Source organism: Magnetococcales bacterium, from assembly GCA_015228935.1.
Classification (GTDB): domain Bacteria; phylum Pseudomonadota; class Magnetococcia; order Magnetococcales; family DC0425bin3; genus HA3dbin3.
Genome location: JADGCO010000054.1, coordinates 1 through 22143 on the forward strand (window position 1 = coordinate 1; position 22143 = coordinate 22143).

The window sequence follows — 22143 nt, forward strand, 5'->3', positions numbered from 1 at the left end:
AACAAAGTCTTCCATGTCAAATCCTTTTAATGAAGGGGTTCTGAATGGTTACAAAATAGTATCTGTTCGGACTGGTCCCCCATCCCGGTTTTTCAAACGTTTTTAATGGAAAATCCGAATAGTTACAAAAAATAATAACAGACATGTCGCTTCACTTCCCGACTCGATTCCACAGGTGTGGCTTGAAATCGATCGGGTTGAGTAGACGTACCGAATCTCCGGCTGGGGCAATGACGAAAAGTCCGGCCTTCATGGCCATTCTGGCCACCTGATCCGGAACGACCATGCTGGCGACGGCACCCATGATGTGCATCCCGGCATAGGTTGGAAAAAAAATGGGCACCCTGGGCAGTTTTTTCAAAAATTTTTTGACGTGTTTTTCGCTCAGTTTGGATTTGGTTTCCACCACGACCAACAGGTGATCGTTGATGACGGTCAAGTCCAATTCCAGACTGTCGCCAAAGCGGCGGGCGAGGCGATTTGGACTGACTTCATGCACCGGAATGCCGCGCTCGGCGAACAGGGTTTCACAGGCCGGCGCGACCATACTTTCCACATATTCACCCAGGCGATTACCCAGCTCGCCGAGCTGTTTGTCCACCCGATCGATCTGGGCATCGAGTCTGGCACTGCTTTCGGCAATTTTTTCGGCGAGTTCACGAAATTTTTGTTGAGTGAGGGCATGTTCAGCCTGCAAATCAGCCTGCCATTTGGCGTAGTTTTCCTCCATCCGGTCCTGTCTTTCCGTTATCCGGTCCTGTCTTTCCGTTATCCGGTCCAGGGTTGTCCAAATCTTGTCATAGACAGCTTGATAATCCATGCTTTGCTCCTTATGAGGTGCTGTCCCGGGAACCTTTTGGCCACTCATGCCGTGATGAGATGGTATTGATGCAGTTTTTCGATCACCTTGTTGCGGGTAACGGGTTTGGTCAGATAGTCGGTGCAGCCACCGATGAAAAAGGCCTTGAGGATATGCTCTTCGGTATCCAGGGTTGAGACCATGAAGATGGTTGCTTCCTTGCCGTCCTTGCGTTTGTCACTCTCCAATTTGCGAATTTCCGTCAATGCCCTGAGGCCATCCAGTTCCGGCATCATGATGTCAAGGCAAACCAGATCGTAGGGTGTCCCATCTGTCATGGCCATATCGAAAGATTCGACTGCATCCAGGCCGTTGACGACGGAATCGCACTTTCCATAGGGGGCAAGAATGCGTTCCATGAGAATGCGGTTGGCGGCTTCATCGTCGGCAATCAGGATTTTCACGACTGGATTACTCCTTGTGGCAACGTTATTATCATGGGGGGCACTGTCCCGGGATGTCTGCGCTGATTGTCAGTTGGGGGAATTACATCATTTTGCACGGCAATTTGCAATGATTCTCAATTTGACAACCTGTTTCGAAACGATCTGGTATCATCTACAATTTTTCGTTGGAAAATTTCATTTATAATTTCATTTTTATTATATTCACTTTTTTGCATGCCATTTTTTAATATTCAGGAAGAATGGAATTGACTTGGAAGATTTTGTTTGTCATCAAAAAAAGCAACATTGTCGTCAGCGTGGTACAAACGCTTCCACAGCGTCAAGAGAATCTCCGCTGCCGAAGGGAAGATTGACGAACATCAGGCCACTGCCATACATGCGTTCGGTGCTGGTTGGATCGAGCAGGTGCAGTTCGCGACGGGCAAATTTGGGCAGGTTGGAGGTTTCCAGCAACCGGCACAAAGGGAGATGGGGATTGCCCTTGAGCAGGGGATACCAAAGCATGATCACCGCTTCCGGGCACTTGCGGTGCATGCGCAGGACCGTCTGGCCGACCTGATCGTATTCGGTTTTAATTTCATAACTTGGATCGATGAGAATCAGGCAGCGACGGGGTACCGGCGGCAGGATTGCCGGCACCCCTTCATGGCCGTCACGATGATGAATGAAAACATTTTTTCCCTGCATCTGACGTCGCAACGTGGCATGACTTCCGGGATGCAGTTCCATCAGATGCAGAGGGTCCATGGGGCGCAGCAACAGTTGGGCAATGCGGGGGGATCCTGGATAGAAACCGGGACCCAAGACCCTCCGGGTGGCATCGATTGCGATCCGATAGGGATGTTCTGGAGGAGGGAGATCGGCAGCAAGAAGACGCAAAATGCCCTGCCGGGCCTCACCGGTTTTCAGGGCTTCCGGCGCTTCCAGATCATAATATCCCTGGCCGGCATGAGTTTCCATGTAACTGAGCGGTTTTTCCTTGGCGACCATTCTGGACAACAGGACGGCCAGGGTACCGTGTTTATGGACATCCGCCGGTCCACCGGCGTGATAGATGTGTTGGTAGGAAAGCAAATGCGGTCAACTCCCTGGCATGACACACCACGCCCTTTGTTTCCAGAAACTCTCCTCGACAGGACCAATCCTGGCGATCATAATTGAAAACAATCGGAAAGGACACATTTTCGCGATTTTTTCATCAAGGATTCGGATGACCCCTTGCCATGCCAACACGTTTCCCAGATGAATTCGATGTGCCAATCCGTTTGCCATTGTGACATTGGCGCATCTGCATGCCAAAAGAACGAGGCACCAGCCGGAAGAACGTTACCAGGTCAAGTGGCGACTGATTCGCAAATTGTATAAAAGTGGTTTCAATCGCCAACAGGTGATTGACCTGTTTCGGTTCATTGACTGGGTGCTGCATCTGCCCGACAAACTGGACATGCGGCTGCGGACAAAAATCGTTGCCTTCGAGGAGGGTCAGAAAATGCCTTACATTTCAAGCGTGGAACGGATAGGGGAAAAGAGAGGGGAAAGAAGAACAAGTCCTTGCTGAAATTTGGTCAAGGTGGCAGGAGACAGGGGATACTGCCGGCGCAATTCGGCAGCCAGGTCGTGTACGGGAGTGAACGGCCCGGTCAGGGATTCCAATTCCACCTCGAAGAGCGCAATTTTCCTGTTTCCGGCCTGGATGGTTCCCGCATCCATGGCCATTTCGACCCGGCATCCGGGTGCCAATTCCAATTCAAGCGTGCGACGTTGAATATCCGTGATCAGCAGGGGCGTGAGCCGATTGTTCGGCGTCGTCATGGCCCAAACCCGATCCCGAAGTGGGCCGGGCGGCAGATCGTCGCAACACGCCACCGGACCGGAAGATAGTGCGTCCCATTCGGTGTGACGTGCCACACCCCCAACAAGCGTTCCGTCGCCTTTCAGGCTGATCCACCATTGGTCGGCTGCCTGGCGTATCCGCAATCCGAATTTGTGGCGCAATAGATCTTTTTCTGGAGTATCGTAATAGGTGGCCAGGAAAGATCGATCATGGACCGGACGGGAACCGGCTGCATGTCGGATCCGGGGGTTTTGCAAGAGCGCATCCAGCGTGGCAAGGTCAGGGGCCGTCAGTTTGATTTCTTCTTCGAGATGCATGCGCAGTCACAGCCAACCCATGCTGCGGGCAATCCAGTTGCGCAACTGCTGAATGGGCAATCCGCCACTCCACCGTTCGATGGCCTTGCCGTCCCGAATCAGGATCATGGTGGGTACTGCCTGGATCTGGAATTGCCGCGACAAGGCCGGGCTGGCGTCCACATCGATTTTGACCACCTTGAGACGTCCGGTCAGCTCCCGGGCCACCGTGTCGAAATGGGGAGCCATATCGCGACACGGCCCGCACCATGTGGCATGAAAATCGACCAGAACCGGCAAAGGGGATTCCAAAACCGCTGCCGGAAATTCAGACTCCTGGACCGGCACCGGACAATCCGGAGCCAATACCGGCAACAGGGCATGGCACCGGCCACATTTTCCCTGGGATGAAGGAGACACCTTACTGACCAACGGAAAAGCCCTGGCCACGCCAGTGACTGGTGCCGCCGATGACGTTGTAGACTCGTGTTTCTCCGGCAATTCGTTTGAGGATGACGGATCCTTTGAGGGAGCGGTTGCCGCTTTGACAGATGACGGCCACTTCGCGACCGGAATTTTTGCGCAACAGGGATTCGGCTCTCTGGCGCAATTCAGCCAGGGGAACCAGGATGGCCTGGCGGACGTGACCGGCGTTGAATTCACGGGGTGTCCGCACATCGATGAGCAGGGGAGGATTGTCGCCGCCGAGTTTTGTGGCGAGATCATGGACGGAAATCTGTTCCACACCGACCAGTCTGGCTTCCAGCCGATCCCAGAGGAAAAGATAGGCAAAAACGGCCAGGATCAACACGACCGGCCAGTTGGTTTGCAACCAGGTCATTCCATGCTCCACGGCTTGAGATTCAATACGGGTGTTCCAGCAGGACCGGAACGGTGATTGATTTCAGGGCAGAGCGCCCGGACTCAGGGGTGATTTTCCGGATTTTGCCAGCGACCCGGCGGGGACGCCAGGCGTGCCGTGACCCGTCCATTCAGCCATGAGGGGCACTGTCTTCCTGGAAACTCTGCAACAAATCGGTGAGCGGGGGCAACGTCAGAGGATCCTTGACCAATCCACTGTCCGTTTGACCGGCCTCCTGGGTCTGGGTGCAAAATATTTTTTTGGTCAGGGCGACCAGGTCCAGGACTTTGCAATCGCCGACCCGATAGAACACCTGGTTGGCGACGCGACGCGAGGCGAGTATTTCCTTGTCGCGCATGATGGTCAGGTGCTGGGAAACATTGGACTGGGTGGTTCCCACGGCTTCGACGAGTTCCTGGACGCTCAACTCCTTGTCTTTCAAGGCGACGATGACCTTGATTCGCAGAGGATGTGCCAGGGCCTTCATGCAGCGGGAGACTTTTTCGATGCTTTCTTCGTTGAATTCGCAACCCACATCCTTACCTCACATGTTCATGGCGCTTTGCCTCGAGGCTTGTGGGCCTTTGCAAATGCCTGATCGGAAAAAATCCCCCATGCTCTCACTTCCTGCCCCCCATGGTAGAGCCGTTGGGGCGGCTCGTCAACAAATTCGGCGCGGTTTTGTGTCGGAAACCTTGCTTTCCTGAAGAGGGTGAACCATCCTGTCCGGCTATGAGTGAGCTTTCTGCCATCACCGACGAGCAGGTTTACCAATGGTTGCGGGAACATCCGGACTTTTTTCGCACCCACGCCGACCTGTTGCCATCGGCCATCACCGCCTCGGGACGGGTCCTCTCCCTGGAAAACGGCAAGTTGGACCACTTGCAGCGTCAAAACGAACACATTCGCGAACAGTTGGATGGGATGCTGGAACGTATCCGGCGTAACGAAGAAATCTATCATGCCATCCACACGGTTCAGATGGGCCTGATTGATGCCACCAGCCTGGTTGCCCTGGTAAAAGCAGCCACCACAGCCCTGGAACATGCCTTCGATATTTCACGGGTCACCCTGGCCTTTTCCGACCGGGAAGACGGTTTCGGGATCACCCGGGACAATCGACCCGCCGAATTGAATGACCGGCTCTTCATCATCGACCATGCTGTCCTGAACCAGTTGATGGGTGAATCCAGGTCGGCTGTCATCCGTATCGGCATGGAAGGCAGCGCCAATCGTCACCTCTTTTTTGGCACCCATTCTCCGTCCATCCGTTCCGAAGCTCTGGTTCCCCTGTGTACGCGCAGCCATGGAAAACACAAGATCGTGGGCAGCCTCAACATGGGTGGTACCATCCCCAGCCGCTTCCTGCCCAGTTATTCGACCGATCTGGTCCAGGATTTGTCGGAAGTGATTGCCTTGTGTCTCGAAAAAATGTTAATGTCCAACTGATGATCTGGTTGGTATTTTCCTTGTAAGACCTCTGGCGGTACGGTAAATGCAGACGTGGGTTTTCTCCGCACATTGGATTCCAGGTCGGCACGGCAACGTGTCAACAATGTGGTTTGCATGAGTCGTTCAGAGGGATGATCAAGCCATGTTTCACCCCGGCACCAGCAACCCGTCTCCCCCGGCAGGTCAGGAAGTCGGATGTTCTGCGGTCCCAGAGACAGGCGAAGCAGCCGGACCTTCCGCCGTCCCGGAGACAGGCGAAGCAGCCGGACCTTCCGCCGTCCCGGAGACAGGCGAGGCAGCCGGACCTTCCGCCGTCCCGGAGACAGGCAAGCATGTCGCGACCGATATCCTGATTCCGCATGGGGACCTGTTCCTGCGCCACCTGAGGCTGCGTCGTCTCTCTCCCCACACGGTCACCGCCTATGGTCATGATTTGAACCAGTTTGCTCTTTTCTGGCACTCACGTTACAATCAGGTCTTGAGCATCACCAATTTGAACGAAGTCAACGTGGAAGATATGCGTGCCTTCATGGGACAGGGACATCGGGAAGGGTTGGCCCGCAGCACTCAGCAGCGCCGCCTGGCCTCGGTCCGGGCTTGGTACCGTTTTCTGGAACGGGAAAAACTGGTCACCAGCAACCCGGCGCAGCGTGTGACCCCCCCAAAATTGCCCAAACGCCTGCCGCGTGCCCCCAGCGAAGCCGATACCTGCCGCCTGGTGGAAGCCCCGGCCCCGACTGCCGCAACCGAGACAGGTTGGCCCCTGCTGCACGCCTTGCGCGATACGGCCATCCTGGAACTCCTCTACAGCTCGGGTTTGCGCATCAGCGAACTGTGCGGCCTCGATCTCCCAAACCTGAATCTGCGTCAGGAAGAAGTGCGGGTCCTGGGCAAAGGCAACAAGGAACGTATCGTCCGGGTCGGCTCGCTGGCCGCCCGGGCACTGGAAAAATATTTATCCGAACGCCAACGCCTCTACACGGCAACAGATCCAAAAGGTCCGGTTTTCACCGGTCACCAGGGCGGACGCCTCAATCCACGCGAAGCCCAGCGCCTGATCCAAAAGTTGCGGCGACAATTGTCGCTCCCCGAACAAACCACACCACACTCCCTGCGCCATGCCTTCGCCACGCATCTGCTCCAGGCTGGCGCAGATCTGCGCTCGTTGCAGGAAATGCTGGGACATGCCTCGCTCTCGACGACGCAACGTTATACCCATCTCGATTTGGCCAATCTGGCCCGTATCTACGATTCAGCCCATCCACGGGCTCGCCACCATTCTTCTGACAAATCATCAGGTGTATCATGACCGCCGAAATGTCCATCATTTTGCAACGTCTTGTTCTGCCACCAGGTGTGGTCCTGATTCTCATGGCCCTGGCCTGGTGGTACATTCCCCGCAATACCCGGGTGGCCAGATATGTCCTGGTATTCAGCATTCTCCTGCTCTACGTTGCCACCATCCCGGTTACGGCAACCTACATGACCCAATCATTGGAACAATATCCGCCCCTCACCACGGAGCAGGTGAGAGCTTCCCAGGCACAGGCCATCGTTGTCCTGGGCAATGGTCGCGAGCCTTCCTCACAGGCCCTGGGCGGAGAAACCCTGAATACCGGCGGCCTGGAACGGGTGCGCTACGCCTCCCGTCTGCACAACCAAACCGGCCTGCCCATCCTCGCGACCGGAGGTTCTCCGGATAATGAAGAAACTTCGGAAGCCGAACTGATGAAAAAAGTGCTGGAAAACGAATTCCGCACCAGCGTGCGGTGGGTCGAAGAAAAAAGCAGCAATACCTGGGAAAATGCCCTGCATTCCCGGCAGATTCTGGCTAAAAACAACATCGAAAGCATCATGCTGGTCACCCACACGCAACACATGCCCAGAGCGGTCTGGGCCTTTGAAAAAGTCGGTTTCAAGGTCATCCCGGCACCCACGCCCTATAAAAATCGCCGTCAAGAAATGGGCATCGATGAATGGTTCCCAGCCTCCATGCAAAGCATGCGGCAACCTCTCCATGAATATGTGGGTCTTTTCTGGTATCGCTTGCGGCATGGCAATCAAGAGACCATTACCACGGCCAGTGCCGAAACTCCCTGAACAGCGGGTTGGGTTCCTCCAGCCCTGCGTTGCCGCTTGGGATATGGCAACGCTGTGTGTGCTGTTCGATAGATAGAATTGTGGGTTATGTCAGTCTTCCATGGCCAGTGAAATCGTTATTCTTTTGCTGTTGTTTTTCCTGTCGGCATTTTTCTCCGGGTCCGAGACGGCACTGACCACGCTCTCATCGTCTCGGGTCGAGGTTTTGCTGCGGGAAAATCGCCCGGGTGCGAAAACGCTTTCCCACATCAAGGGCAATACCAACCGACTGTTGATCACGCTCCTGATCGGCAATACCGTCGTCAATATTTCCGTATCGGCCATTACCACCGTGCTGGCCAACCGCCACTTCGGGGATCTGGGTACCAGTCTTGCGGTTGGAGTGTTGACTCTGGTCATTCTGTTTCTCGGCGAAATCATTCCCAAAACCTTTGCAGCCCGGCATGCCGTGACCGCCTCCCTCATGCTGGCACCGTTTGTCCATTTTTTTATCCGGCTGGCGTTTCCCATGGTCTGGATCATTGAGCATCTGACCGTGTGGTTGCATGCAATGAGTCCGGCCCAATCCGATCCGACAGTGACCGAATCCGAACTCATCTCCATGGCCAAGCATGGGGCTGCCGAAGGAAGCATCGAACGCGATGAACATCTCATGATCCAGCGCATTTTTGCCTTCGACGATCTGCGCGCCGAGGATGTCATGGTCCCGCGTAACCGAATTTTTTCCCTGAATGGCTCCATGACCATTCGTGAGGCCCTCCCCGAATTTCTCGACCATCCCCACTCCCGGGTGCCCCTGCACACCGGCAACAAAGATGAAATTCACCATGTGGCCCATCTGCGGGAAATTCTTGTCGAAGCCGCCCAGAACAATTGGGACAAAACCCTGGACGAGATTGCCCAGAATCCCCTTTTCGTGCCCCTCAACCAGCCGGTCGATGCCCTGTTCAACACCCTCCGTGGCAACAAAAAACAGACTGTCCTTGTGGTGGATGAATTCGGCCAGCTCCAGGGGCTTTTCACCCTGGAGGACATGCTGGAAGAACTCGTCGGGGAAATTTACGACGAACTGGACAAGCCTCCAGAGCGCATCCAGGAAGTTCGCCAGGGTGAATTGCTCGTGGAGGGAACGGTAGAGTTGCGTTCCGTGATGGATTATTTCGGCACCACCCTGAGTGGCAAGCCGTCCGACATCATCAGCCTGTGGATTCTCGAACACGTCCAAAGAATTCCCACCGCCACGGAGCGGTTCGTCATCGATGGATTGGAAGTCACCATTGTCCGGGTCACCCGCCGCCGCATTCTTCAGGTGCGCATCGCGACCCCCCGGGAGGGGGCGGGGGCAGAAGAGTAATCAATCATTTAAAAAAGTGGGTGGCTATTCAGTTTCTCCATAAATAAAGGTTTGAAAAACTGGGATGGAGGTCAATACAATCACCCCATGGGAATGCGTCGTGTGCCGTTTTGCCACTGAAGGGTTCCATCCGGGTGGAGCAGATAGATCCGCCACGCCGGGTATGAAACATCATGCATGGAATCAGGGTTTTTGTCCGTCTGCATTTTCCGATCAATTTGTACTTCGATAATTAGTAATTTTTTGATATCAGTAAGAAATTTGATCAAGGCAGGCAGAGAAAAATGGATGCGGTTGCCACTGGAATAAAATTTATAATTTTCCTGGTCTGAGGGCATGGCATCATTCCACCCCTCGTGCTGCCAGATCGGCGTATCATTTTCTTTCGGATGGTATTTTTTGCTCAGGGCATCGCCAACCAACTGAAAATAATTGATCAGTAACTGACCTGGAGTATATAGGGCTGGTCTGGGTTCCTCTCGATGCAGGGGGTCATCCCGATCCAGTATGGGGTCATCTTCAGAAAGATTGATCCAACCTTCAATGTGTTTACTGGTGCCTACATCATCCGAAAAGTGTCCTTGGTAGGGAATGGCATATTCGTATGGGCTTTTGGCATTTTGCCAGGCTTCCATGACGGCAACTGCCCGGTCTGGGCTTACCAAGGCACTGGCTATGTCAATATGTTCACGCTGACCGTATGAACTGAAAGAAACATTCCCCACGATGATAAGCCAATCATTTGGGTGTGGTATTTTCAAACCCAACGCCGTTTCAAAGTCTGTGTCAGTCACGGTTTCCGATGTTTCCTCCATATGCCATTCACCCCAGTATTGAGGGTCCAGCGGAGTTGGATCCAACCGGTCAGCAATCCAAAAACGGTGGTGCTGGTGCTGAGAGTGGAACCAACTTTGCCAGGAATCAATATTGTCGTCTGAAATAATTTCTTCCAGTTCAAGGAAAGGTGCCTGGTGTTCATCGGCCAAGGCTCCAGCTACACAGAACTGGGCATGATAGGCGGCATATATCCGGAAATCTTCTATGACAGGCAGGGATCCGTGGGAGTGGCGGCGCAAAGAAAAGTGGCCGTGCTTGTAAACGGCTTGTTTGCTTCTTTTCATATCCATTTGGGTCAATTCCCATTGATCACAAATAAACTTTTCGGCCTTTTCAGCTATTTGGAGGGGTGTTAATCCAAATATTCTTCCCATTGGTGCGAACCAATAAGGCAATGTATCGGTGGAATCGAATTCGATACGTCGATCCTGGCGATGAATATCCCAAGTTAATGACCAACCAGGAATCATCCATTTGGAATATCGATCAGGTAAGTTCAATCTGGGGTTCAAGATCCACTTCAGTCTGGCACGATGTTCATCCAGTCTGGCACGAAGCGCGGGGTTCAGGATATTGGGAGAGATGACCTTTTCCACGTCCAAGGCCGCTCTGGCAGCATGGAAACGAACCACGGCATGGGGAAACTCCTGGTCAAGGGCACGATCAAGTAGCCAACCCAGATGGGGGTGAACCAGATCAGGGAGTTCGTGGACCAGCCGGTCACACAACAAGGCGAGGAACAGCCGGGCCGACATCCATAAAAATGGCATTTCCGGACTGGCACAGGGAGGGACAAATTGGGTGGCATCCAGAGCCAACAGGGAACCGAGCAGAAAAGAATCACCACTCCTGACCCATTGACGGATCGCATGCATGGCCCGCCAACGTACCCGTTTGTCGGGATGTCCCAGAAGAGTCAAGAAAAATTGTGGAAGGAAATCATGGCTCTCATCTTCTTGCCACTCGGCAAGTGCAGGAAATGGTGGAGAGGTTGACAGACTTCCATTCAACCTGGACATTGCCCAATTGACCAGTTCATGCCGTGACTTCGTATCCAAAGCCTGGGCAAGAAGGACGACAAAATAACGGTTTGACCATACGTATGACGGGCGCACATTTTTCCCACCTTTGCCCAACAACAGTGACCACTCCTGAGCGGGAGATAAATGAAATTTCTCAATGAGTTTGGATAGATAATTATTAAAGTAGGGTCCTGAGATGAGGTTGTAAAGATGATGCTCCAGCAACAGGCGGATGCCCAGGTTTTGCCACTTTTTGACCTGTTCATCGAAATGCCAGGCGTCCAGGGCACTGAACAAGGCGTTCATCATGCTTTCTGCTTGAATTGACCATATTCCATCTGTTGCCGTGACCAGTTTATCCAGGTATTTCACCCGGTCTTGACGGTCAATCTGGTGATGCAAGGAATTTATGAATTCAGGCCAGAGTTGGTATGAAAGATTGTCCATGGCGACCCAGACCTGGTCCAGATGGCACCAATGGGGCGTGGGTATGTTCGATAAAAGTTTTTCAGGTGTGGGGAGTGTTTTTTCCTCCTGGGGGTGATTCCAGTCCGGTGTTTCCATCGAGGCGGATCTCTTTTTCGACTGCTCCACAATTTCCTGAATAGCAAGCATTTTTTGGAGTTCTGCCACTCCCGGAAGATTGATCAGGTGATATTTTTTCAGCCAATCCAGAATTTCGCTGCCAATTGCATGGCGTTTTTCAAGAGGTACATCCTTGCGAATCCACAGGCTCAGAGTGGGAAATAATCGCCGGAGCCTGTTTTTTTCATCCATGTTGCCATGAACCAAACGATCCAGAATGTCGAGTATCAGCGGGGTTGGAAACGGGTCCTCTCCAGCCAATCGGGCCAGGGCAAAGGTTTCCGTGGGAGAGATCATGCCTTTCTTGAACAGTTTGGCCAGAATAATGGAGGTGGAGTGGTTCAGGGAGATGACATCATGGGCATCCCAGGCCACGGCAACCTGCAAACCCACAGGAGGATAAAGGTCTGTTGCCAATGCCAGGGATTCTTCGAGAACCAGACGACTTGCATCCATTCTGAATTCATGGAAAGCGAAGGCGGCACGAACCAGGTCGAGGGCCAATGTCCTGGCATGGCTGGAAGTGATGTTTCCGACAAGGGGAGTCGCCAATTCCAGGAGGTTTCGCAACAGGTGTAAAGCAGCCTCATCGGCACCTTGTGATGCTTCCACAGCCTTGTTGAAAAAACGTTGTCCCAGTTCGTGGTCATGAGGTCGGGCAATATGGGCACATTGGGCCATGAATTCTTGCTTGTCCATGGTTTCCAAATGTTGTCCTGACATCCTGTTGACAGTTTCTTCCAACCAATCCAATCCCAGATTTCGATAGACTTTGTGTCGCAGCAGGAGCTTTGCCAAGTCCCGAATCAGAATGTGACGATCATACAAATCCTTGGATAATTCTTTCAATTGTTCCAGAATATTATCTCCATTTCCCTGGCAATATAATACTGTCTCAACGGCATAAAGCAGCACAAGTCGAAAATCAAGATTCCAATCTCGATGGTAATCATATCGTTTGCAAGACGTTACTGCTTTTAATAATTCGGATTGTGCTTTATCCAGGAGTGGGGATTCCACACAACATTTTATTCGTAGGCGCAGGATTGGGAGAAATATTTCTAATTTTTTTTCATAATGTTCCATTCTTTTCTGTTCAAGATGGTCTGTTTTGTTCAGGATCGCATGGGGTTGTGTCTTTTTGGCATGTTGAAAAATTTCACCTGACAAATATTCATTTATAACGATGGACCGTATAAAACTGTCCCAGCCTGTGGATGTATCCGTCACAGGGAAAGAAAATTGGATCTGTTGCAACATTTTCAGGACAATTTGACGATTAACATGGTGTGATGCCATCGTTTCACAAAGATTCAGCCAAAGGGCCTGATTGGTATTTCTCAGGTTTGATTGCCCATTAAAATATTGTCGGATGGAATCATCATCGGTGTCTATGAAAGAATTTATAATTCCCCTGGTCACTTTTTCAGCCAGTATTGGATTGTTTCGGTTGTCGGTGCGAAGAATTGCAGTCAACAGAACTCCGGCCACCAGGGGATGGATTTTTTTCTCCTGCCAAAGAAGGGAAAGTGACGTTTCGGAAATTTCGTCGGCGAGATTGGAGGCAAAAATCCCTATGGCATCCAGGACAAATGAGAATGGGGACCATCTCATGAAGTCTGCAAGGGCCTGTTCGAGTCCCTCATGGCGAAAGATTGTTTCAGCTTTGCAGGCCAGAAGCTCGGCAGTAATGGAATGATTCCATCTTTGTTTATCTGGCATTGCCTGCCACTCGTCCAGCCAGACTTCGCCCATTTTATAATGGTGCAAAGCCCGCTCGCGTTTGGTTGGGTAGCGGGAGAGCATGGCCGCACAACGAAAATGGGTCTCACCCAACGACCCCCAATCGTGGTCTGGCAAAAATGAATTGTTCACTCGCACCGGGTCATCGTACAACACCGCCAAATCGGGGTGTTTATCTACCAGGGATGAAACAGCATGGCGGAGCGAGGCGATTTCTGCTTGCAGCAGCAAAAGTTTCAGCGCGTCCAGTTTTTTGTCGTGATTCAACGCCACCCGCAAAGCACGTTCGACACGCTCGGCAGGCACTTCCTGGCGTGGAATGGGGTCGGGAATGGCAGATTCTGTTGGCCAGGGATCTTGAATGGCCAATTGAAGGAGCGCATCCCATCGTTGGCCCTTTTCATCATGAAAGGCCAGATGACGGGCTGCGTAGCCGTTTTCGGAAATCAGGGGTTCCAAAAATTGGGCCAGTTGGGCGTGGATGGCGGGTTCATTTTCAGGGAGAATGCGATTTTTGACAAAATTTTCAAAATCCTCATCCTGAAAACCCAATCCCTCTTCCCGTTGCACCAACCCGGTTTCCAGACGGTGCAGGGCAAGATCCATTTGTTCAGAGGATACCTGACAGAGCAGCGCCAAAATTGTCCGATCCACAGGCGCACGCAGCAAGGCCAACCAGGTCATTCGGGGTCTGCAAGGCTCGGGTAATTCCAGACTGGCCGCCTGCCACATTTCCTGAAATACATCTTCTAACTTAATTCCCAGCACCGGGGTTGCCATGAGGTGGTCCAGATCGACAGCGGTTTGTTGACGCCAACCTTCCAGCAGATAGGCCTGCAAGCGGGGAGTGTGGTGAGTGAATTGATGAAACCGGTGACACTGCGAATCCGTGGCCTGGGGAAAAACCCCGCGCAACAGCAAAGCGGAATCATTTTCCGCAAATGCCGGCAATTCCAGAACCCGGACGCCGGGGGTCGGGTACCCCAGGGTCTCGCGGCGACTGGTGCGACAGGTGACCAGCAATCGCACATTGTCCGGCAGATCCAGTTCCCAAAGTCCATGGATAAAACAGGTTGATTCACCAAGCTGTTGCATGGCCGCAATGCTGTTATCAGCCGCATCGATCACGAGTACCAGCCAGCCATTTCCCAGTTGCCGCATTTTGGTGGCGGCAGCGTTCAGACGGCGCTGAAATTCCCGGCGTTGATCGGGAATATGATCCGAACTGCGGACGAGAAAATGGATGCCCAATTCCAGGGCCAGGGTGTTGGCCAACTGTTGCAAGGCGCGGCGGTCGGAATGGCGTTCGTTCCTGGTTTGGGTATATGTTCCTCCACCGTAGCAATCGTATGAAATCACTTTTGATCCTGGTGGTAAAACATCGACCAACTGCTGGATCACGGTGGTTTTTCCCATGCCCGCACCACCATGGACGACAATTTTACCGGGTTGAAATTTGGATATTTGATCAACCAAACAGGCAGCGGCCTGGGTTTTCAGCATCTTCTCGACAGATTGGAATTGGACAGGCGCGGGAAACAAATCGTCATCATGGTGACAGCCCAGAGCCAAAAGGACATCTTCACGCCGCATGGGCCTTTTTGCTCCACCTCCAGGCTGACCACGCTCTACAATGAATTCCTGCAAACGCAATAAGGCTGGATCGGCATCGCCATCCACCAAGGCTCCAACCTCCCGGAAAAGTTCCAACCGTTGTCCAATCCGACCCGACTCTCCGCAGTTGGAAAAATCCAGTAGACCTAAAAAGTCTGTAAATTCCTTGGATTGCAATCCAGAAGCGGCATGCAATTTATTCAAGATTTCCTGGTGTGGAACAATATCTGGTTGACTCAACAAAAATTTCAGATCGACCTGGGTTGAGTCATTTTTTGGCGGGAGATGTGTTTGGGCGGCGAGGAGAGCGGCTTGCAGCTTGTGATCCATGGACCGGTTGCTGACCAGACGCAAGGTCAATCTGGCCAGAACGGCGTCACGACTTTCATGGTCAAGAAAACCCCGATAGAGTTCTGCCATGCGGCTGAGGATGGAATGGGGTTTTTGTTTGCCGGATGTCTGACAAAGCCGGGCTGTTGTCCAGACTTGGCCGGGATGACGGGTGCTGCACTTCAGTTGGGAGACCACCACCCGGTTGGCCGTGGTCAGATCGTTACACTCTGGTTGGGTCGAGTGATATTCGGCAAGATCAGCGGCCAAAAACAAATCGTTGGATCCATCTTTACCGGGATCATCCTCCTGGGCGACTCCTTCCACCACCACCATACGCAGATCAGTGCGGGGATCCAGCATGGCCAGGCAGCGGCGGCAAGCCCACAGCACATGGAAACGATCACCTGCATTGGACTCCAATGCGCCAGGTTGCGTGGACATGATTGTTGAATTCCCGGTTGACAGGATCAAATTATCAAGGTTTCAACTCATGAGTGGTGACGATGTTTTCAATGGTGGAACGATCCTTGGCCTCTTGCAGACCCAGCGTACTGATCAGGATATCCTGATTGGGGATGGATGCCGCAATGCCCTTGAGTTCTGCCAACCGCCGACTGCTGCTGGTCAATTTTTTCAGGATTTTCGGTGTATCGAAGCGCTCGGCATGCAGGTGTTCAAGGGAAGGAAGCGTTGGCATCAAGGCAGATCCTTTGGCGCGATATGTATACAAAATAGATTTTTCTATACATATCTTCGCTGACGTGCATAGTCAACCTGGGGTTTGTATCCAGATCGCTGCACATGGTCACCAAGCCCCCTTTTCAAGCATCATTTGCTGTATCTATTCAGAACTCTTGCAAAAAAGGATTTGATATAAAAGACTTTGTTGAGGCTCCGCCCCAAACCCCGCCAGGGGGAAGGGCACAGCCCTTCCCCCTGGACCCCCATCCCAGTTTTTCAAACTTTTTGAATGGGGAGGCTGAATGGCTACCATTTGCTTTTGGTTCTGTCATCGAGGGGCACTGCGCGGACGCGGCCAGGACCCCGAGAGGCGCCAGATTTTCAGGTATTGATTTTCAACGACCGGACGTTGCAGACCGTGCTGGTTTGCTTTTTTGGGTCTGTTTGGCGGGTTGGGCAGGCTTGGCTGGTTTTGCCTTGCTGCCCGTCGCAGTCGGGGAAGGGGCCGTCACTGGCTTGTAATCGGCCTGGTATGGAGCATAGGGGGTACCGTCCTGGGTCACATAGCCGATGACCCGGGGAATGCCATCGGGAGAGCGGGTCATTTTTTCCACCAGGGCCGAATCCACCTGGACTTGGCCGTGACGACGCTGCATGGCGTTGAAAATGGCTTCGGATGCCTTACCCGGGAGTTGGCCGCGATCTTTTCTCTTCAGGGTGGGATGGACTTCGAGGAACAGTTGGTTGCCACGCCAACCGGCCTTGGCAGGTTGATCGACGATCCGCACCCGCAAGCCTGGTTCGACCCGTTTGTAGAGGCGGACGATATCTTCCGGATAGAGGCGCATGCAGCCGCGACTGACCCGGCGTCCCACGCCGAAGGGGCGATTGGTGCCGTGGATCAGGTAGGTGGGGAGGGTCAGATAGATGGCATGGGTTCCCAATGGATTGTCCGGGCCGGGGGGCACAATCGTCGGCTGGTTGGGATTTTCCTTACGGATCGACTCCGGGACATACCAGGTGGGATTGGCCATTTTGCGGGTGACCTTGGCCTCGGTGAGAGGGGTGTCGAAGCCCTCGCGACCGACTCCCAGTGGGTAGGTTTCGATCCAGCCATCCTTGCGCCGGAAAAAGATGCGCATTTCCGGTCGATTGATGACCAGTTCGGGGCGGGAGTCGCTGCCATCTGGATAGACGTGCAGCAGGGGAACCCGGATCAGGGTGCCCGGGGGGGGCAACCAGGGGTCAACCTTGGGATTGGCCAGCGAAATGCTGTTGTAACCCAGGTCAAAAGAACGACCGACTTGCAGCAATGTTTCGTCACCCCGAATGGTGTAGGTCAAGACTCCTGGTCCGAAAACTTCATCTCCCTTGGGCAGGGGTGCCCAGACAGGAGGCTGTCCTGTTGGCTGGTTGGCCAGGGCATTGACCACATCGGCCAATTGCAGATGACGGCTGTCCGCCCAGCCATGGGCCGACCAGCCCATCAAGGTTATCAGCAGGAGGAGGGTGAAGATTGGCATATGAGTCCATTTCCAGATTGAACGGTGAAGATTGTGACCGCCAGGCAACTTGATTTCACAAAAATCATCCGGAAACATGCATGCACCAGTGATCAGCAAGGGGGATCAAACCTGTTCTGCGGCCAGACGCCGGAGGAGGTGCAAGGCGGTTTGACTGGTTTGAAACCGTATGCGTGCCCGATCACCCCGATAGACGACATGCCGCTCAAGGACACTGCCATTGCGGGAGACTGCTGCCAGATAGACGGTTCCCACCGGTTTTTCCGGGGTGCCTCCGCCTGGACCGGCGATGCCGGTGACGGCCACGGCGATATCGGACTCGACCAGACGCAGGGTGGCTCTGGCCATGGCCAGGGCTGTTTCCTGGCTGACAGCGCCACAGCGGGCCAGGAGGAGATCGACACCTTCCAGGAGGCGCTGCTTGGATTGGTTGCTGTAGGTGACCAGGCCGTGACTGAACCAGGCACTGCTGCCGGGGAGGGAAGTCAGGCGGGCGGCGATCAGGCCGGCAGTGCAGGATTCGGCGACGCTGACCCGGAGTTTGGATTTCAGCAGGAGTTCTGCCAGGACCTCTTCCAGGGAGTTTGGTTCGGTTGCATAGATGCGGGGACCGAGGCGGCGTTCCAGCATGGTTTTGAAATCATCGCTCAACACGGACGGCAGCCAGAGGGCGGAGTCACCATCGGGGAGGGAACGGACCCGGCAATGTTTGCAGGACTCTTCGCCGAGATGTTCATTCATGTCGAAGGGGTCGCCGGCTCCTTCGATCATCCAGTAGACTGGCATGCGCCGGGGGCGGAAATCGGGTTCATCCTCCCGCATGAAGGCGCGGATGCAGACGATGAGGGCATGACGCAACTCCCAGACCGGCTGTTCGCAAAACGCGACGATGCGACCGCGACGGCGCACGGCAAAACCGGCACGATGGCCGTTTCGGTCAGTCAGGGGTCGTGCCCCCACGACCCGCAGTTCCGAGGATTCGGTCCCATCCAGACCCAGGGACAGCCCCAGGTTGGAGATGACGGAGCGCCGCAGGCGGCTGCCGGCCTCGCCCTGAACCAGGACAAGGGTATATTGTTCGGCGAGCTGGTTGGGATCCAGGGAATCATCCGGGTCCACTTCCAGGAGGTGAACATCCTCAAACCCCAGGCAGTGGAGAAACAGGTCCAGATGGGGACGCCCCGAGGCGGGCATCAACCGTTCATTTTCGCTCCATCGGGGAATAACCAACAGGCACATCATGGCGCCACTTTCGCGAAGTTGACCCCGCGCTCCCTCATCATGCCGTCAAGTCCACCAAAATTTTCAGTACGAAGGCACTGCAAATCCCTGCTGCCAGATCATCGGCCATGACGCCCCAGCCTCCTGGCAAACGCTGTTCCAGCCACACGATTGGCCAGGGTTTGACGCGATCGAACAGACGAAAACAGACAAATCCCAGCACCACCCAGAACCAGTCGAAGGGCACCCACAGCATGGCCAGAAGAAAACCGGCCACTTCATCGACCACCACTTCGGAAGGGGCTGCCTGGCCCAGGATACGCACGGCCGCATGGGCCGCCCAGATGCCCAGGATGGTCAACACCAACAATCCCACCAGCAAGGATTTCTCGCCGTGTTGTCGCAACAACAGGTAGAGCGGCACGGCACCCAGGATACCAATCGTTCCGGGTGCCCACAGAATCCGACCGGTACCACCCCAGGTTGCCAGAAACATGGCCAGGGGATCCGTGTATTGATTGGCTGTCTTGAAGGCGATTTTCCTTCCTCCTGTGAACGGGGTTCTCACGAGGTGATGAGCAGAACTCGTGGTCCAACGATCAGCATTTTTTGTGCCGAAAGGGGAAGCAGGGAGGATCAGGGAGATGGGGAGAGGGGTGAGGTCCTTCGATGTCAAAAATTCTGCCAATCTGTCAAAATCATGTTCAAATCCGTCTGGATCGGGTCGGGTCATCCCTGGGTTCAAATAGCTGTTTGCAGAATGGCTGCAATGCGTTCCTCGAAATTTTCCTCGACAGGTTTACTGATGAACCCGCTGCAGCCACTTTCCATGGCCTGGTTTTCATCCCGGGACAGCACGCCAGCTGTCACGGCGACAATACGTCCCGTATACCCTTTCCGGCGCAGTTCACGGACGGCTTCATGGCCGTCCATGACCGGCATGTGCATGTCGAAAAGCACCAGATCATATTGACCGGCAAGGGTTTTTTCCATGCCTTCCAGGCCGTTGGCGGCCTCGTCCACCGTGTGATCGGCAAATTCGAGCCGAAACCGCAGCACGGCACGAATATCCGGTTGATCATCGACGATCAGAATGCGGGCCATTCACGTCTCCTCTTGGGTTGGAATGGTAAAACGGAATGTACCCGGTTGATCATCGACGATCAGAATGCGGGCCATTCACGTCTCCTCTCGGGTTGGAATTGTGAAACGGAATGTGGAACCGGTGCCGGGTGCGCTGACAACCGAGATTGTGCCACCGGAAATTTCGACCAGTTTTTTGGTGATGGTCAGGCCCAGGCCAGTGCCGCCGGCCCGCCGGGTCGTGGAGCCATCCACCTGATGAAACCGCTCGAAAATGTGATCCAATTCATGGGCCGGAATGCCGATTCCGGTATCCATGACAGTGAATTCGACAAATTTTTCAACGGGTTTCATGGTTACATGGACCTCACCCCGGTCGGTAAATTTGATGGCATTCCCGACCAGATTGATGAGAATCTGGCGCAGTCGGGTTGCATCGGCCAGGAGATGGGTCTTTGTGAGTGTGCCGACCAGTTGCAGGTTTTTTTCATCGGCCTTGACGCGCAGGGCATCCAGGACACCCTGCACGACCTCTTCCGCATCGATGACCTGCAAATCCAGCGTCAATTTTCCTGCTTCAATCTTGGAAATGTCCAGAAGATCGTTGATGAGCGTCAGGAGATGTTCCCCGTTGCGTTTCATTTCTCGGGCCATGTTGCCGATTTGTTGCACAAACCTGGCAAACTCCTCGGCTTCCGGCGTACCGGTCAGGGCCATGGCCAGCTTTTTGGCGGTTGGAATTTTTTTTTCGGATTGACCGAGCAACGGCAGATATCCGAGGATTACCGTCAGCGGGGTGCGCAGCTCGTGGCTCATGGTATTGAGAAATTCCGATTTGGCCCGATTGGCTTCTTCTGCGACATTCTTGGCGGCAAGCAGTTCACTTTCTGTTTGTTTCCGATCGGTGATATCGACAACACAGCCGACGAAGATATGTTCTTCGCCAACGTGCGCTTCGCCGACGGCCAGCCAGAGTGGGAAGGTACTGCCATCCTGGCGTTGCCCGGTTACCTCCCGGCCACCGACTTTGATGATGCGGGATTTTCTCGTCTGAATATAACGTTCGACATAGCTGTCGTGTTCTGAATGGTAGGGGTCGGGCATGAGCATTTTAACGTTTTTTCCGAAGACCTCCGCCAGCGTGTAGCCAAAAATTTTTTCCGCTGCCGGGTTGAAAGTGATGATGCGTCGCGCCGTGTCCATGGTGATGATGCCATTGACGGCGGTATCCAGGATGGCGCGGGTTCTTGATTCATTGATGGAGAGATCCGCTGTGATTTTCTGTGCCATTTTGACCGCCTGGTCGCGTGAACGGGACAGATTGCGAATCATGGCAAACAACAGAATACTGGATGCCATGCCGCCGACCAGCACGATGAATTGCTTTTCCCGATCCACGCTGGCATCGAATACGGCGGTACTTTGCAGCTCCATCTGCCAGGCATGACCGGCGATGGTCAGGAGTTCCCTGTGGACGAATGTTCCGGGAATTCTGCCTGGAGAATTCCCGCGCCACGAGTCGTACAGCACGCTTTCCGGATCGATGGTGTCGCCGTCGAAAATGCGCAAACCAACCAGGTGATGTTTGTTGCGCAGGATGCCTTGCAGCAGGTCATTCATGCGAAAGGGGGCATAGACAAAGCCGATGATGGCGGCCCGACGCTCTGCGACCGTATGCAGGGGGTGTGATTTTTTGTAGACCGGCAGATAGATCAGGCAGCCGGCCTGTTTGTCTGCTTCGGTTTCCTGGACCAGGGTCACCTTGCCGGAGAGGGCGGCATGTCCGGAATCGCGTGCCTGTTCCATGGCGGTGCGGCGCACGGGTTCGGAAAACATGTCATAGCCGAAGGCCCGCAGATTGCGTTTTTCAAAGGGTTCAAGATAGGTGATCGAGCTGTAGATTTCTCTGCTGCCCTCGGGACGGAGACGATAGTCGGGAAAGCCTTCGGCACGCAGGGATTGTTCATGCGCTGCCAGCTCTGCCGGACGGATGAAAACGGACCAGCCAAAGCCCTGGATGCCAGGATAGAGCCTGGCAACATGAAGACTTTCGACAAAGGTGCGCCACTCCTGCCGGGTCACATGGTCGCTGGCATCCAGCAGGGCGACGCCACTGCGCAGGATTTGCTCATAGGCCTGCATGCGGTTCAGGATGGCCGATCTGTGTTCGGTCACTTCGCCGGCAAAATGGACTTTGGCCCGGGTCAGGGCTTCATCATGAAAAATCTGCCAACCGGCCAGTGTGGCCCACAGGCTCAGGCCGGAAATCAGCCATGGAACGAGTCGGGACAGGCCTGAAGGGGATGACAGGTTTGCCATGTTCATGGACACCCATAT

The 22143-nt window shown here is 54.0% G+C and carries 16 protein-coding genes and 2 pseudogenes; 4 read left to right on the forward strand and 14 right to left on the reverse strand.

Annotated elements, in window-relative coordinates:
- Positions 1-151 precede the first annotated feature (151 nt).
- The 7 genes and pseudogenes from HQL65_13030 to HQL65_13060 form a co-directional block, all read right to left on the reverse strand.
- Positions 152-820, reverse strand: coding sequence for a DUF3782 domain-containing protein (locus HQL65_13030; GenBank protein MBF0137158.1), 669 nt, complete (start codon positions 818-820; stop codon positions 152-154).
- Between the two features lie 44 nt (positions 821-864).
- On the reverse strand, positions 865-1263 hold the full coding sequence (locus HQL65_13035; GenBank protein ID MBF0137159.1) for a response regulator: 399 nt from the start codon (positions 1261-1263) through the stop codon (positions 865-867).
- A 294-nt stretch (positions 1264-1557) separates the two neighbouring features.
- Positions 1558-2340, reverse strand: a complete 783-nt coding sequence (locus HQL65_13040; protein ID MBF0137160.1) for a 23S rRNA (adenine(2030)-N(6))-methyltransferase RlmJ — start codon at positions 2338-2340, stop codon at positions 1558-1560.
- 420 nt (positions 2341-2760) lie between these two features.
- The gene (locus HQL65_13045; protein MBF0137161.1) at positions 2761-3417 is read right to left on the reverse strand and encodes a CYTH domain-containing protein; all 657 of its coding nucleotides are present in this window, start codon (positions 3415-3417) and stop codon (positions 2761-2763) included.
- Positions 3418-3423: 6 nt separating this feature from the next.
- Complete coding sequence (gene trxA, locus HQL65_13050) at positions 3424-3816, reverse strand: thioredoxin (protein ID MBF0137162.1); 393 nt, start codon at positions 3814-3816, stop codon at positions 3424-3426.
- Position 3817: 1 nt separating this feature from the next.
- Complete coding sequence (locus HQL65_13055; GenBank protein MBF0137163.1) at positions 3818-4237, reverse strand: rhodanese-like domain-containing protein; 420 nt, start codon at positions 4235-4237, stop codon at positions 3818-3820.
- 268 nt (positions 4238-4505) lie between these two features.
- Positions 4506-4745: pseudogene (locus tag HQL65_13060) on the reverse strand (winged helix-turn-helix transcriptional regulator).
- A 245-nt stretch (positions 4746-4990) separates the two neighbouring features.
- Between HQL65_13060 and HQL65_13065 the strand changes: the two are divergent.
- The 4 genes from HQL65_13065 to HQL65_13080 all read left to right on the forward strand — a co-directional run bounded on the left by HQL65_13065 (position 4991) and on the right by HQL65_13080 (position 9164).
- Positions 4991-5707, forward strand: coding sequence for a DUF484 family protein (locus HQL65_13065; GenBank protein ID MBF0137164.1), 717 nt, complete (start codon positions 4991-4993; stop codon positions 5705-5707).
- 145 nt (positions 5708-5852) lie between these two features.
- Positions 5853-7019 carry a tyrosine recombinase XerC gene (locus HQL65_13070; GenBank protein ID MBF0137165.1) on the forward strand — a complete coding sequence of 389 codons (1167 nt, stop codon included), beginning with the start codon at positions 5853-5855 and terminating at the stop codon, positions 7017-7019.
- A complete protein-coding gene (locus HQL65_13075) occupies positions 7016-7810 on the forward strand; it encodes a YdcF family protein (protein MBF0137166.1) in 795 nt (264 codons plus the stop codon). Before HQL65_13070 ends, HQL65_13075 begins: the two co-directional genes overlap by 4 nt.
- Positions 7811-7910: 100 nt before the next feature.
- Complete coding sequence (locus HQL65_13080; protein ID MBF0137167.1) at positions 7911-9164, forward strand: HlyC/CorC family transporter; 1254 nt, start codon at positions 7911-7913, stop codon at positions 9162-9164.
- 80 nt (positions 9165-9244) lie between these two features.
- Here the strand turns inward: HQL65_13080 and HQL65_13085 are convergent, their stop codons facing one another.
- The 7 genes and pseudogenes from HQL65_13085 to HQL65_13115 all read right to left on the reverse strand — a co-directional run bounded on the left by HQL65_13085 (position 9245) and on the right by HQL65_13115 (position 22125).
- Entirely contained in the window at positions 9245-15739 is a 6495-nt protein-coding gene (locus tag HQL65_13085; protein MBF0137168.1) for an NACHT domain-containing protein, read from the reverse strand.
- Positions 15740-15785: 46 nt separating this feature from the next.
- A pseudogene (locus HQL65_13090) lies at positions 15786-15995 on the reverse strand (Fic family protein).
- Between the two features lie 379 nt (positions 15996-16374).
- The gene (locus HQL65_13095; protein ID MBF0137169.1) at positions 16375-17502 is read right to left on the reverse strand and encodes a L,D-transpeptidase family protein; all 1128 of its coding nucleotides are present in this window, start codon (positions 17500-17502) and stop codon (positions 16375-16377) included.
- Positions 17503-17607: 105 nt separating this feature from the next.
- On the reverse strand, positions 17608-18744 hold the full coding sequence (locus HQL65_13100) for a CinA family protein (GenBank protein MBF0137170.1): 1137 nt from the start codon (positions 18742-18744) through the stop codon (positions 17608-17610).
- A gap of 37 nt (positions 18745-18781) precedes the next feature.
- Positions 18782-19399, reverse strand: a complete 618-nt coding sequence (locus HQL65_13105) for a phosphatidylglycerophosphatase A (protein MBF0137171.1) — start codon at positions 19397-19399, stop codon at positions 18782-18784.
- A 65-nt stretch (positions 19400-19464) separates the two neighbouring features.
- Positions 19465-19827, reverse strand: a complete 363-nt coding sequence (locus HQL65_13110) for a response regulator (GenBank protein ID MBF0137172.1) — start codon at positions 19825-19827, stop codon at positions 19465-19467.
- Between the two features lie 75 nt (positions 19828-19902).
- The gene (locus HQL65_13115; protein ID MBF0137173.1) at positions 19903-22125 is read right to left on the reverse strand and encodes a CHASE domain-containing protein; all 2223 of its coding nucleotides are present in this window, start codon (positions 22123-22125) and stop codon (positions 19903-19905) included.
- Positions 22126-22143: the final 18 nt, after the last annotated feature.

Excerpts from the sequence above, each read along its gene's own strand:
- HQL65_13110 (MBF0137172.1), bottom strand. The coding sequence starts at position 19,827 with ATGGCCCGCATTCTGATCGTCGATGATCAACCGGATATTCGTGCCGTG.
- HQL65_13115 (MBF0137173.1), bottom strand. The coding sequence starts at position 22,125 with ATGGCAAACCTGTCATCCCCTTCAGGCCTGTCCCGACTCGTTCCATGG.
- HQL65_13100 (MBF0137170.1), bottom strand. The coding sequence starts at position 18,744 with ATGATGTGCCTGTTGGTTATTCCCCGATGGAGCGAAAATGAACGGTTG.
- HQL65_13080 (MBF0137167.1), top strand. The coding sequence starts at position 7,911 with ATGGCCAGTGAAATCGTTATTCTTTTGCTGTTGTTTTTCCTGTCGGCA.
- HQL65_13070 (MBF0137165.1), top strand. The coding sequence starts at position 5,853 with ATGTTTCACCCCGGCACCAGCAACCCGTCTCCCCCGGCAGGTCAGGAA.
- HQL65_13075 (MBF0137166.1), top strand. The coding sequence starts at position 7,016 with ATGACCGCCGAAATGTCCATCATTTTGCAACGTCTTGTTCTGCCACCA.
- HQL65_13030 (MBF0137158.1), bottom strand. The coding sequence starts at position 820 with ATGGATTATCAAGCTGTCTATGACAAGATTTGGACAACCCTGGACCGG.
- HQL65_13085 (MBF0137168.1), bottom strand. The coding sequence starts at position 15,739 with ATGTCCACGCAACCTGGCGCATTGGAGTCCAATGCAGGTGATCGTTTC.
- HQL65_13065 (MBF0137164.1), top strand. The coding sequence starts at position 4,991 with ATGAGTGAGCTTTCTGCCATCACCGACGAGCAGGTTTACCAATGGTTG.
- HQL65_13095 (MBF0137169.1), bottom strand. The coding sequence starts at position 17,502 with ATGCCAATCTTCACCCTCCTCCTGCTGATAACCTTGATGGGCTGGTCG.
- HQL65_13055 (MBF0137163.1), bottom strand. The coding sequence starts at position 4,237 with ATGACCTGGTTGCAAACCAACTGGCCGGTCGTGTTGATCCTGGCCGTT.
- HQL65_13045 (MBF0137161.1), bottom strand. The coding sequence starts at position 3,417 with ATGCATCTCGAAGAAGAAATCAAACTGACGGCCCCTGACCTTGCCACG.